12 protein-coding genes and 1 pseudogene are annotated in these 13,421 nt (G+C 43.7%); 12 read left to right on the top strand and 1 reads right to left on the bottom strand.

Annotated features, from left to right (window positions below):
- The first annotated feature begins 11 nt into the window (after window positions 1-11).
- The 5 genes from purF (at window position 12) to purH (ending at window position 6,043) form a co-directional block, all read left to right on the top strand.
- Complete coding sequence (purF, locus tag ADG03_RS06760) at window positions 12-1,451, top strand: amidophosphoribosyltransferase (RefSeq protein WP_003009289.1); 1,440 nt, start codon at window positions 12-14, stop codon at window positions 1,449-1,451.
- A gap of 12 nt (window positions 1,452-1,463) precedes the next feature.
- A complete protein-coding gene (locus ADG03_RS06755; protein WP_049520973.1) occupies window positions 1,464-2,675 on the top strand; it encodes a PDDEXK-like family protein in 1,212 nt (403 codons plus the stop codon).
- Complete coding sequence (gene purM / locus ADG03_RS06750; protein WP_192832146.1) at window positions 2,665-3,687, top strand: phosphoribosylformylglycinamidine cyclo-ligase; 1,023 nt, start codon at window positions 2,665-2,667, stop codon at window positions 3,685-3,687. Before ADG03_RS06755 ends, purM begins: the two co-directional genes overlap by 11 nt.
- A 184-nt stretch (window positions 3,688-3,871) precedes the next feature.
- Window positions 3,872-4,420: a phosphoribosylglycinamide formyltransferase gene (gene purN, locus ADG03_RS06745; protein WP_049473294.1), complete on the top strand. Its 549-nt coding sequence runs from the start codon at window positions 3,872-3,874 to the stop codon at window positions 4,418-4,420.
- A gap of 75 nt (window positions 4,421-4,495) precedes the next feature.
- Window positions 4,496-6,043: a bifunctional phosphoribosylaminoimidazolecarboxamide formyltransferase/IMP cyclohydrolase gene (gene purH, locus ADG03_RS06740; protein ID WP_049473295.1), complete on the top strand. Its 1,548-nt coding sequence runs from the start codon at window positions 4,496-4,498 to the stop codon at window positions 6,041-6,043.
- Window positions 6,044-6,097: 54 nt separating this feature from the next.
- On the opposite strand, the gene ADG03_RS06735 is transcribed toward purH, so the two are convergent.
- On the bottom strand, window positions 6,098-7,117 hold the full coding sequence (locus ADG03_RS06735; protein WP_049473296.1) for a GBS Bsp-like repeat-containing protein: 1,020 nt from the start codon (window positions 7,115-7,117) through the stop codon (window positions 6,098-6,100).
- A gap of 182 nt (window positions 7,118-7,299) precedes the next feature.
- Between ADG03_RS06735 and purD the strand changes: the two genes are divergently transcribed.
- The 7 genes and pseudogenes from purD (at window position 7,300) to purB (ending at window position 13,209) form a co-directional block, all read left to right on the top strand.
- On the top strand, window positions 7,300-8,562 hold the full coding sequence (gene purD / locus ADG03_RS06730) for a phosphoribosylamine--glycine ligase (RefSeq protein WP_049473297.1): 1,263 nt from the start codon (window positions 7,300-7,302) through the stop codon (window positions 8,560-8,562).
- Between the two features lie 189 nt (window positions 8,563-8,751).
- Entirely contained in the window at window positions 8,752-9,240 is a 489-nt protein-coding gene (gene purE, locus ADG03_RS06725) for a 5-(carboxyamino)imidazole ribonucleotide mutase (protein WP_003015335.1), read from the top strand.
- Complete coding sequence (gene purK, locus ADG03_RS06720) at window positions 9,227-10,318, top strand: 5-(carboxyamino)imidazole ribonucleotide synthase (RefSeq protein WP_049473298.1); 1,092 nt, start codon at window positions 9,227-9,229, stop codon at window positions 10,316-10,318. Before purE ends, purK begins: the two co-directional genes overlap by 14 nt.
- 1 nt (window position 10,319) lies before the next feature.
- Window positions 10,320-10,576, top strand: a pseudogene (locus ADG03_RS06715) (hypothetical protein).
- Between the two features lie 92 nt (window positions 10,577-10,668).
- Window positions 10,669-11,619, top strand: a complete 951-nt coding sequence (locus ADG03_RS06710) for a ketopantoate reductase family protein (protein WP_049473299.1) — start codon at window positions 10,669-10,671, stop codon at window positions 11,617-11,619.
- An 8-nt stretch (window positions 11,620-11,627) separates the two neighbouring features.
- Entirely contained in the window at window positions 11,628-11,855 is a 228-nt protein-coding gene (locus tag ADG03_RS06705; RefSeq protein ID WP_049473300.1) for a hypothetical protein, read from the top strand.
- Between the two features lie 55 nt (window positions 11,856-11,910).
- Window positions 11,911-13,209 (top strand): adenylosuccinate lyase, encoded by a 1,299-nt coding sequence (purB, locus tag ADG03_RS06700; protein ID WP_049473301.1) that lies wholly within the window; start codon window positions 11,911-11,913, stop codon window positions 13,207-13,209.
- Window positions 13,210-13,421: the final 212 nt, after the last annotated feature.

The following is a 13,421-nucleotide window of genomic DNA, read 5'->3' as shown; positions in this document are numbered from 1 at the left end:
AGGTATACAAAATGACATACGAAGTTAAATCTCTTAATGAAGAATGTGGTATTTTTGGGATCTGGGGACACCCAGATGCTGCAAAACTGACTTATTTCGGATTACACAGTCTTCAACACCGTGGTCAAGAAGGGGCGGGGATCCTTTCGAATGATGCGGGTCAACTAAAACGGTATCGTGATACGGGTCTTCTCTCAGAAGTATTTCGAAATCCTGCTAACTTGGATAAGTTAACAGGAACGGGAGCGATTGGCCATGTTCGCTATGCGACAGCTGGGGAAGCTTCGGTGGATAACATCCAGCCCTTCCTCTTTCGCTTTCATGATACCCAGTTTGGACTAGCCCACAACGGGAATTTGACCAATGCTAAGTCCCTCAAACGGGAGTTGGAAAATAACGGAGCGATCTTTAGCTCAACTTCTGATTCAGAAATCTTGGCCCACTTGATTCGTCGGAGCCACAACCCTTCTTTCATGGGTAAGGTGAAAGAAGCCTTGAATACGGTGAAAGGTGGATTTGCTTACCTTCTCATGCTGGAAGATAAGCTGATTGCGGCCTTGGATCCAAATGGTTTCCGTCCTCTTTCGATTGGGAAAATGGCCAACGGAGCTATCGTGGTTTCATCTGAAACCTGTGCCTTTGAAGTGGTTGGAGCAGAGTGGATTCGGGATGTAAATCCGGGTGAAGTCGTGATCATTGATGATAATGGCATCACTTACGATAACTATACAACGGACACCCAATTGGCTGTTTGTTCGATGGAGTATATCTACTTTGCCCGTCCGGACTCCAATATCCAAGGGGTCAATGTCCATACAGCACGTAAACGTATGGGGGCTCAATTGGCACGTGAATTCAAACATGAAGCAGATATTGTGGTCGGTGTACCGAACTCTTCACTTAGTGCAGCCATGGGATTTGCGGAAGAATCTGGCCTACCAAATGAAATGGGCTTGATTAAAAACCAATATACCCAACGGACCTTTATTCAACCAACACAAGAACTACGTGAGCAAGGGGTTCGGATGAAGCTCTCTGCCGTATCCGGTGTCGTGAAAGGCAAACGGGTTGTCATGATCGATGATTCTATCGTACGTGGGACAACATCACGTCGAATTGTGAAGTTATTGAAAGAAGCAGGAGCTACAGAGGTCCACGTAGCAATCGGTAGCCCAGCCCTTGCCTACCCATGTTTCTACGGGATCGATATTCAAACACGTAAGGAATTGATTGCTGCCAATCATACAGTAGAGGAAACACGCGATATCATTGGTGCAGATAGCTTGACGTATTTGTCAATCGATGGCTTGATTGATTCTATTGGAATCGATACAGATGCCCCAAATGGCGGTCTTTGTGTGGCTTACTTTGATGGAAAATATCCAACACCTTTGTATGACTACGAAGAACGCTATGTGGAAAGTTTGAAAGAACATACTTCTTTCTATTAGAAGGGGGTTGTGGTGGAAATAGAAAATAAAATTACTGAGTTTTTATTGTATCTTGAAAAAAATTCGGAAAAAGATTTTTCAAGATGGTTAACCGGAGTCAATATTTTTGAGATATTGGGGATAACTAGCGCTGAAATTCGTCATAGTCGAATTTTAGCATGGTTGCTTGATCCTAGAGAAAGTCATAATTTGGGAGATAAATTTTTCAAGAAAATATTGATGAAGGTGATTGATAACAATCTATTTTTTGCAACAATTAAACCGGCCGAAATAATATTGAAAGATTTCTCAAAAGCGGAAGTATATAGAGAAAGTAAAAGTAATATTGATGTTCTGTATACAAATAAAGAACATAGAATAAATTTAGTTATTGAAAATAAAACTTTTACCTCTGACCACGACAATCAGTTGAGAAAATATCGAAAATTTATCGAAAACTCTTATGCTGGCTATCGTAATATATATATTTATCTGACACCAAATGGTGATGAACCGATAGATGCTGATGCTGAGGAAAAGCGATTTTGGCGTTTACTTTCATATCAAGATATTTCAGATATAGTAGAAGAATTGTATGTGGATGAGATTGATAATGAGAAAGTTTCTTACATTCTTAAAGAGTACAATGATAATATTAGGAGAAATATTTTGAATGATATAGAATTAAAAGAATTAAGTGCTGAAATTTATTTTAAATATAAAGAAGTTTTAGATCTTATTTTTGAAAACAGGCCTGATACGCAGATGTTTCGTGAAAAATTAGTCGGTGTTTTAAATGATCTGAATGAACAGGGAAGTTTAATTTTTGATGAAAAATATTGTTCAAAAACTTATTTACGCTTTAGAACGAGACGATTAGATAATTTTATTGACAATGTTGTTAAAGAGGACAATACTGAATGGTCCACTGGGTCAGCCTATTTTTATGAGATAACGTACAGTAATTTTCAGGCAGTTGTTTATTTATCAATATATAAAAAAAATTTAACAGACTTACAGTCTCAGCAATTTAAACTTTTGACTGTTGATAAATATAGTAAAGATGGTTTTAATACTTCTAATAAATTTCTAAATTTTGATGCTTCAGAAGAAAATTTATTGTTAACAGGATCAACTCAAACCCTCATTGACTTTCTATTAGAAAATCTTCAACAAATAGATGAATTTGAAAAGGTGTTTATTGATACTTGGAATGAAAAGCAAAAGGAGAAGGATTATGTCTAAAAATGCGTATGCCCAATCTGGCGTAGACGTTGAAGCAGGTTATGAAGTTGTTGAACGGATCAAAAAACATGTGGCTCGTACGGAACGTGCAGGTGTTATGGGAGCTCTCGGTGGCTTCGGTGGTATGTTCGACCTTTCAAAAACAGGTGTCAAAGAGCCTGTTTTGATTTCAGGTACAGATGGTGTTGGTACCAAGTTGATGCTAGCTATCAAGTATGACAAACACGATACGATCGGTCAAGATTGTGTCGCTATGTGTGTTAACGATATCATCGCTGCAGGTGCGGAGCCCCTTTACTTCCTTGACTATATTGCAACTGGTAAAAATGAACCTGCTAAATTAGAGCAAGTCGTTGCTGGTGTTGCAGAAGGGTGTGTGCAGGCTGGTGCAGCCCTTATCGGTGGGGAAACGGCTGAAATGCCTGGTATGTATGGTGAAGATGACTATGATTTGGCTGGGTTTGCTGTCGGTGTTGCAGAAAAATCTCAAATCATTGACGGTTCAAAAGTAGCTGAAGGGGATGTGATTCTTGGACTTGCTTCAAGCGGTATCCACTCAAATGGTTACTCACTTGTTCGTCGTGTCTTTGCGGATTACACAGGTGAAGAAGTTCTTCCAGAATTGGAAGGGAAGAAACTTAAAGACGTTCTTTTGGAACCAACTCGTATCTACGTCAAAGCAGCTTTGCCACTCATCAAAGAAGAATTGGTCAACGGAATTGCCCACATCACAGGTGGTGGTTTCATCGAAAATGTACCACGGATGTTCTCAGATGACTTGGCTGCTGAAATTGACGAAAGCAAAGTGCCAGTTCTTCCAATTTTCAAAGCCCTTGAAAAATATGGCCAAATCAAACATGAAGAAATGTTTGAAATCTTCAACATGGGGATTGGTCTCATGCTTGCAGTGAAACCAGAAAATGTGGAACGTGTCAAAGAACTTCTTGACGAACCTGTTTATGAAATTGGTCGTATTGTGAAGAAAGATGGCGCAAGTGTGGTGATTAAATAATGGTGCTATCACCATTTTATACGGAGAAATTGTAGAAAGGAATGTTTAGTTAGCAAGCCTAACTGAACACGGGACTCATTTTCTAGGAAAAAAGAGAAATCATTTTGTGTGCAAGCACCCAGCAATGATTTCCTATTTTTCTACGAAACTGTTCGGCTAGCCGAAACGTCCCTTTGTATCGAATATGAAAATTGCTGTTTTTGCCTCTGGCAACGGCTCAAACTTTCAGGTGATTGCGGAACAATTTCCGGTAGAATTTGTCTTTTCAGATCATCGGGATGCCTATGTCTTAGAACGTGCTAAAAACCTTGGCGTGGTGAGCCATGCCTTTGAACTCAAGGAATTTGACAATAAAGTAGCTTATGAAGAAGCTATCGTCAAATTCTTGGATGAACACCAGATTGATTTGGTTTGTTTGGCCGGTTATATGAAAATCGTTGGCCCCACCTTGCTAGCAGCTTATGAAGGCCGTATCATCAATATTCACCCAGCTTATCTCCCTGAATTTCCAGGTGCTCATGGTATTGAGGATGCTTGGAATGCAGGCGTTGCTGAGAGCGGTGTGACCATTCACTGGGTGGATTCTGGCGTTGATACTGGGAAGGTCATCAAACAAGTCCGTGTGCCACGCCTTGAAGGGGATACCCTTGATACTTTTGAAACTCGCATCCACGAAACAGAGTACAAACTCTATCCAGAAGTCTTGGAACGTTTGGGAGTAGCACGAAAATAAGGAAGCCATTGATCGGAAAAAACATTTTCGACTGTAGCTGATAAAGAACTTTTTTAAAAAAGGAAAAGAAAGAAAATGACTAAACGCGCACTAATTAGTGTTTCAGACAAAGCGGGCATTGTTGAATTTGCCCAAGAACTCAAAAAACTTGGTTGGGACATTATCTCAACAGGTGGTACTAAAGTTGCCCTTGATAATGCTGGAGTAGACACTATTGCCATTGACGATGTGACTGGTTTCCCAGAAATGATGGACGGTCGTGTGAAGACTCTCCACCCAAATATCCACGGTGGTCTCCTCGCTCGTCGTGACCTCGATAGCCACCTAGAGGCTGCTAAGGACAACAAGATTGAGTTGATCGACCTTGTGGTGGTAAACCTTTACCCATTCAAGGAAACCATCCTTAAACCAGACGTGACTTACGCGGATGCGGTTGAAAACATCGATATTGGTGGGCCATCTATGCTTCGTTCAGCAGCTAAAAACCACGCTAGCGTAACAGTTGTGGTAGATCCGGCTGACTATGCTGTGGTTTTGGACGAATTAGCAGCCAAGGGCGAAACAAGTTACGAAACTCGCCAATGTTTGGCAGCTAAAGTCTTCCGTCACACGGCAGCCTATGATGCTTTGATCGCAGAATATTTCACTGCTCAAGTGGGTGAAGAAAAACCTGAAAAACTCACTTTGACCTATGACCTTAAGCAACCAATGCGTTACGGGGAAAACCCTCAACAAGACGCAGACTTCTACCAAAAAGCTTTGCCAACGGCTTACTCCATTGCATCCGCTAAACAGCTGAACGGTAAAGAATTGTCCTTCAACAATATCCGTGATGCTGATGCCGCTATCCGGATCATCCGTGATTTCAAAGACCGTCCAACCGTTGTGGCCCTGAAACACATGAATCCATGTGGGATTGGTCAAGCTGACGATATTGAAACTGCTTGGGACTACGCTTATGAGTCTGACCCAGTCTCCATTTTTGGTGGAATCGTCGTTCTCAACCGTGAGGTAGACGCTGCGACAGCTCAAAAAATGCACGGTGTTTTCCTCGAAATCATCATTGCACCAAGCTACACAGATGAAGCGCTTGAAATCTTGACAACCAAGAAGAAAAACTTGCGGATCCTTGAATTGCCATTTGACGCTCAAGATGCTAGTGAAGTGGAAGCAGAATACACTGGTGTTGTTGGTGGTCTCCTCGTTCAAAACCAAGACGTGGTGAAAGAAAGCCCAGCTGACTGGCAAGTGGTGACGAAACGCCAACCAACGGAGACAGAAGCGACAGCTCTTGAGTTTGCTTGGAAAGCGATCAAGTACGTCAAATCAAATGGGATCATCGTGACCAATGACCATATGACACTTGGTGTTGGCCCTGGTCAAACTAACCGTGTGGCTTCAGTTCGTATTGCTATTGACCAAGCTAAAGACCGTCTTGATGGTGCTGTTCTTGCTTCAGATGCCTTCTTCCCATTTGCAGATAATGTGGAAGAAATTGCCAAAGCAGGGATTAAAGCGATCATCCAACCAGGTGGATCAGTCCGTGACAAAGAGTCAATTGAAGCGGCTGATAAATACGGCTTGACCATGATCTTCACAGGCGTGAGACATTTCAGACATTAATCAAAAAAGGCACTCATTCAACGATGAGTGTCTTTTCTGCTGGTTAAGAAGACCTTAATAGGGGTAGATATAGGTGACGGTTCCCCAGATGGGGTTAGTTGGATCGAACCAACCGCGGAAGTTGTCGATATAGCGATGGCCGTTGTAGTTAGCCTCTTGGATCTGAATTTTTTGGTCATGTTCGACATCCGTAACCAAGGCGACGTGCCCATATCCCCCATCATCCCAACAGGCGATGGCACCGACCTCTGGAGTGTCTCCTGTCCGGAATCCAGCAGCGCGTGCACTAGCTGCCCACATGCCGCCATTTCCCCACCAGTTGTGGGCCCAAGGGGCTAATTCTTTCGCTCCCCAGGTACACTCACCGATGGGGTAGGTATTTCCCGGGTGTGTTGCGAGTGGAGTGAGCTTTGGCTTTGCTTTTTCTACTTGAAAGGTAGTGGGGAATAGCCCTTTTAGTTGTCCTTGGCTTTTCTGATAGACGTGGAGATGAAATAGCCCATTTCCCTTGTGTTTTTGAGCCTGAAAGCGCAGTTGGAAATGTCCAGGTGCTATCTTCTTTGCGGGATACCAGACCAGATCATCCTGCCCATTTTCTTCAGACCAGATGGGGAAGACAATCTCGTCAACGTCTTCAAACAACTTTAGGTCTACCTCAAATTCTTGTGAGGAGATGGGTGTGATCGTAATCTTGGGTTGGGAGGAAGCCAGGTCTTTTTGCTGGACTCTGGTCGTGAGAGGGTAAAGTCCGGTTAGCTGCTCATTTGCCTCCACCCCATAGACATGGACATGATAAAGTCCGGCTTGATCAGAATGGTTGGTCAATGGCACTTGTAGGTCAAATCCCTTGTCACTGCGTTCCACAGGATACCAAATCAGGTCATCTTGACCATTTTGGTCAGACCAGACGGGAACTTGGATCTTTTGATACTTATCCGGGACGTTTCCAAGATGAATCACTAGCTGCCCTTTTTCGGCATAGATAGCATTGGTCGCTTGATCTGCATGGGCAATAGAGGCTTGCATCCCCCATGTCGCACAAGTCAGTACAACAAATTTTTTGATCGTTTGCATAATACTCCTTTTCGTCAATTAGTAGGTCTCACCTATACTATTCGGAAAAAAATGAGAAATAGGAGAAAATAGCAAAAAATGTTTGGATTCTACTGGGAATAGGAGACTTTTGCTGAAATCATTAGAATAAAACGAACGATTATGATATAATTTAATAAAATAATTCGCAAAAGAGGTTCGAGATGAAACTTTTGGTTGTTGGATCTGGCGGTCGTGAGCATGCGATTGCCAAGAAATTGTTGGAGTCTACAGACGTTGAGCAGGTTTTTGTGGCTCCTGGTAATGACGGGATGCGATTAGACGGTCTGGATTTGATCAATATCGGAATTTCCGAACATTCTAAGCTGATTGACTTCGCAAAAGCGAATGATGTTGCTTGGACCTTCATTGGTCCAGATGATGCCCTTGCAGCTGGTATCGTGGGTGATTTCAATGCAGCTGGTCTCAAGGCTTTTGGTCCGACCAAGGCTGCAGCTGAGCTGGAGTGGTCTAAGGATTTTGCTAAGGAAATCATGGTCAAATACGACGTTCCGACAGCAGCTTATGGAACCTTTTCAGATTTCGAGGAAGCCAAGGCCTACATCGAAGAAAAAGGCGCTCCAATCGTCGTCAAGGCAGATGGCTTGGCCCTTGGGAAAGGTGTCGTCGTTGCGGAGACAGTTGAGCAAGCAGTTGAAGCCGCTCATGAGATGCTTTTGGACAATAAATTCGGTGATTCAGGCGCGCGCGTGGTCATCGAGGAATTCCTTGACGGGGAAGAGTTCTCTCTCTTTGCCTTTGTCAATGGTGATAAGTTCTACATTATGCCAACGGCACAGGACCACAAACGTGCCTACGATGGCGACAAAGGCCCTAACACTGGCGGGATGGGTGCCTATGCGCCAGTTCCTCACTTGCCACAGAGCGTGGTTGACACAGCGGTTGACACCATTGTTAAGCCAGTTCTTGAAGGCATGATCAAAGAAGGTCGTCCGTATCTTGGTGTCCTTTACGCGGGGCTAATCTTGACAGCTGATGGACCGAAAGTCATCGAGTTCAACTCTCGTTTTGGCGATCCTGAAACACAAATTATCTTGCCTCGTTTGACATCTGATTTTGCACAAAATATTACTGATATTTTGGATGGCAAAGAGCCGGCCATTACTTGGACGGACAAGGGTGTGACACTGGGCGTAGTTGTAGCATCAAACGGCTACCCACTCGCTTATGAGAAGGGTGTCAAGCTTCCAGCCAAGACAGAGGGCGACATAATTACTTACTATGCTGGTGCCAAATTCGCTGAAAATAGTCAAGACCTCCTTTCAAACGGAGGACGTGTCTACATGCTCGTCACAACAGCAGATACCGTCAAAGACGGCCAAAACATTATCTACAACGAACTCAACAAACAAAACACAGAAGGCCTCTTCTATCGAAATGATATCGGTAGCAAGGCGATAAAGTAGAAGTACAAGAATAGCGCGACGAAGTCGCTAAACCCGATAATGGTCGCCATGGTGAAAAGACCGGAACAGCATCTGTTCTGGTCGGGGGAAACTTTGAGACCTTAGGCTCAAAGTTTAGGAATGAAACCGAAGGTTTGCTTCCGTCCCCACCACCTAAGAACATTATCAAAAAAAGAAAAAGGATTAAAAATGAAACCAGTAATTTCCATCATCATGGGCTCAAAATCTGACTGGGCAACCATGCAAAAAGCTGCTGAAGTCCTCGACAACTTCGGCGTCGCTTACGAAAAGAAAGTTGTCTCTGCTCACCGGACACCAGACCTCATGTTCAAACATGCGGAAGAAGCACGTAGCCGTGGCATCAAGGTCATCATCGCGGGTGCGGGTGGCGCTGCTCACTTGCCAGGTATGGTTGCTGCTAAAACAACCCTTCCAGTTATCGGGGTACCCGTCAAATCACGTGCCCTTAGCGGTGTGGATTCGCTCTATTCTATCGTTCAGATGCCGGGTGGCGTGCCTGTGGCAACAATGGCCATTGGTGAAGCAGGAGCGACAAACGCAGCCCTCTTTGCCCTTCGTCTTCTTTCAGTAGAGGACCAGGCTATTGCGACAGCGTTAGCGGATTTCGCAGAAGAACAAGGAAAAATCGCAGAGGAGTCTACCAATGAGCTCAACTAAAACCATTGGCATCATCGGTGGCGGTCAGCTTGGTCAGATGATGGCCATTTCTGCTATTTACATGGGTCACAAGGTCATCGCCTTGGACCCAGCAGCTGATTGTCCAGCCTCCCGCGTGGCGGAAATCATCGTGGCCCCTTACGACGACGTGGATGCCCTTCGTCAGTTGGCAGATTGCTGTGATGTTCTCACTTATGAATTTGAAAATGTGGATGCTGACGGTTTGGATGCTGTTATCAAGGAAGGACAACTCCCTCAAGGAACAGACCTGCTCCGCATTTCTCAAAATCGAATCTTTGAGAAGGATTTTCTTTCTAACAAGGCCCAAGTCACTGTGGCTCCTTACAAGGTCGTGACCTCAAGCCAGGATTTGGCAGATATTGACCTGTCGAAAAATTATGTCCTCAAGACTGCGACCGGTGGTTACGATGGCCATGGTCAAAAGGTTATTCGTTCAGAAGCAGACTTGGAAGAAGCATACACTTTAGCCGATTCAGCAGACTGTGTCTTGGAAGAATTTGTCAACTTTGACCTTGAGATTTCAGTCATCGTGTCTGGAAATGGCAAGGATGTGACAGTCTTTCCCGTTCAGGAAAATATCCACCGCAACAACATTCTTTCAAAAACCATTGTGCCTGCTCGCATTTCAGAAAGTCTAGCTGAAAAAGCCAAAGTCATGGCAGTGCGAATCGCAGAACAACTGAACCTTTCTGGTACACTTTGTGTAGAAATGTTTGCGACAGCTGATGACATCATTGTCAACGAAATTGCGCCACGTCCACACAACTCAGGTCATTACTCAATCGAAGCCTGCGACTTCTCCCAGTTTGATACCCATATCTTGGGCGTTCTCGGAGCACCACTCCCAGCAATTCACCTTCATGCACCAGCTGTTATGCTCAATGTTCTCGGCCAACATGTCGAGGCTGCTGAAATATATGTGACAGAAAATCCAAGCGCTCACCTCCACTTATATGGTAAACTAGAAGCAAAGCACAACCGCAAAATGGGACATGTGACTTTGTTTAGTGATGAACCAGATAATGTGGTTGAATTTGGGAAAGGGATTGATTTTTAAAATGGTAGAAGAATTCGATGATGTATTCGATGATGACATTACTACTCTAACATTTACTTATGCGGACGATGTAGAGATTCCAGAAATTCCTGATACAGAAGGATTCATGTTGTAGAGATAACAAATAATCGACTAGTTATAAAGCATATCCTCGATGATGATGAGGTCTATGATTATATAAAGACTTGTGGATTAACAAGTCGCCCTATAAAACTTTCGATTGAATTTTGTGTTTACGAAGATTCTGAGGAAGAATAGTATTTATATTGAATGGGGGGAATATATGATTCAACTCATTTCTTAAACAAGAGAATCCAGACAACTACTGAAGGAAAGGAATTGATTTTTAAGTGAAAATAGCGATTCTAGGACTTGGAGTCATCGGGACCACTTATGCCTACGCCTTTCAAAAAGCAGGCCATCAAGTGGAACACGTACTGAGAGATAGTAAGAAAAGTACAGCTCCGAAGGAGTTGTCGGTTGATCTACTAGATGGTCGCTATCATTCCAAAGGTGAAAACAAACACGACACCTATGAGGTTCATGTGGCAGAAGCTGATTCAGAATATGATTTTATTTTTCTGAGTGTGCGTCATGGGCTTATCAAAGAAGCTGTGGAGACCTTGCGAAAAAATCATATCAAAGGCACCCTTGTTTTCTTCTGTAATTTCTGGGATACTCGAGAAGAGGTCCTAGAGTGGGCAGGGGATTACGACTATATTTTGGCCTTTCCGACAGCGGGTGGTCACATGCAGGAGAACCATTTGGATGGTGTTTTGTTCGACCATTTAATGTTAGAGGGAGAGCAAAAAGCACATATTTCTAACTATGCTGATCTGACGGATTTACTGACTTCTGCAGATTTGAAGTGGGAAGTACCTCATGATATGGTCGAGTGGATTTGGATTCATATGGCGATTAACGCAGGTGTCACTTCGACAGCTGCGCGTTCGGGAAATCTGGAAAACCCAGAAGAACTGGCTTTGAACTTGATGAATAGTTCTTCGGAATTGTCATTGGCTATCAAGGCCATTCGAGAAGCCTTGAAAGTCGTAGAAGCGCGTGGTGTAAATTTGAAGCTTTATAAGGCAGAACTCTTACCCTACAAAATTCCGGCTTGGATAGCCGGCAAAGCCATGAAAGTCATGTTTGCGAAAAATGAGCTGACTCGAAAAATTATGACTTTGCACAATGATAAACAGGACATCTTCTATTGTTGTCAAAGTGTTTATCAGACTGGTCAAGAGTTAGGTGTCAAGATGCCTATTCTGGAAGCAAATATGAAGGGCATTTCGCTTTAGGAGGTTTTATGATTCAACTCATTGTCAATGCTTTTGTTGAAAAAGAGAAAACTGGAGCAGTCGTCGAAGTCTTATATGCTAGTAGCAATCACGAAAAAGTGAAAGCTAAGTATGAAGAGCTGACTTCTCAATACCCTGAAAACTATTTAGCCATCTATGATCTGCCTCTAGATACGGATTTGAATACACTCGATCACTATCCGTCAGTGTGGATCGGGAAAGAAGAATTTGAATAAAATGACTATTGGTTGCTAACTGATGTGAAACATCAAAAGAAAGGAAAATAAAAACATGATCGAACGATACTCTCGCCCAGAAATGGCGAACATTTGGACTGAAGAAAATAAATACCGTGCTTGGCTTGAGGTGGAAATCTTGGCTGACGAGGCATGGGCTGAATTGGGAGAAATCCCTAAGGAAGATGTGGCTTTGATTCGTGAAAAATCAGACTTTGACATCGACCGTATTCTTGAAATCGAGCAACAGACTCGTCACGATGTGGTTGCCTTCACACGTGCGGTTTCTGAAACGCTTGGTGAAGAACGTAAGTGGGTTCACTATGGGTTGACATCTACTGACGTGGTCGATACGGCCTATGGTTACCTCTACAAACAAGCCAACGACATCATCCGCAAGGATCTTGAAAACTTCCTCAACATCATCGCTGACAAAGCGAAAGAACACAAGTTCACTATCATGATGGGTCGTACCCACGGTGTGCACGCTGAGCCTACAACTTTTGGTCTGAAATTGGCGACTTGGTACAGCGAAATGAAGCGCAACATCGAGCGTTTCGAGCATGCGGCTGCTGGTGTGGAAGCTGGTAAGATTTCTGGTGCGGTTGGTAACTTTGCCAACATTCCACCATTCGTTGAAAAATACGTCTGCGACAAATTGGGTATCCGTGCTCAAGAAATCTCTACACAGGTCCTTCCTCGTGACCTTCACGCTGAGTACTTTGCAGTTCTTGCTAGCATCGCAACTTCTATCGAGCGGATGGCGACTGAAATCCGTGGTCTGCAAAAATCTGAACAACGTGAAGTGGAAGAATTCTTTGCCAAAGGTCAAAAAGGATCTTCAGCAATGCCTCACAAGCGCAACCCGATCGGTTCTGAAAACATGACAGGTCTTGCGCGTGTGATCCGTGGCCACATGGTCACAGCTTATGAAAATGTGTCACTCTGGCATGAGCGTGATATCTCTCACTCATCAGCTGAGCGGATCATCGCACCAGACACAACCATCTTGATTGACTACATGCTCAACCGTTTCGGAAACATCGTTAAGAACTTGACTGTCTTCCCAGAAAACATGATCCGCAACATGAACTCTACATTTGGTTTGATCTTCAGCCAACGTGCCATGTTGACTTTGATTGAAAAAGGCATGACACGTGAGCAAGCTTACGACCTTGTTCAACCGAAGACTGCCCAATCATGGGATAACCAAGTCGACTTCAAACCACTTCTCGAAGCAGATCCAGAAGTGACTTCACGCCTCACTCAAGAAGAGATCGACGAAATCTTCAACCCAACTTACTACACCAAACGGGTGGATGAAATCTTCGAACGCATCGGTTTGGGTGACTAATCGCAACGAAAAAGGGAATTTGAAAAATAGACGAAAGAGGCTGGGACAAAAGTCCTAGCCTCTCAATTATTTTTGGATTGTCGWGYAAGACGCAGTRGTTGAGTGGGCTCTACTACGCTGATTTCATCAGCTTTTACAGCCCTACTCAACTGTGCGGAGGTTGGACGACGAAATCGAATTCTAACGAATTACCGATTTCTGTCCCACTCTCT

It is taken from the genome of Streptococcus parasanguinis (genome assembly GCF_001069785.1).
Lineage (GTDB): Bacteria > Bacillota > Bacilli > Lactobacillales > Streptococcaceae > Streptococcus > Streptococcus parasanguinis_T.
The sequence above is the reverse complement of the archived record's forward strand: the minus strand, read 5'-3'. Positions and strand labels throughout refer to the sequence as shown.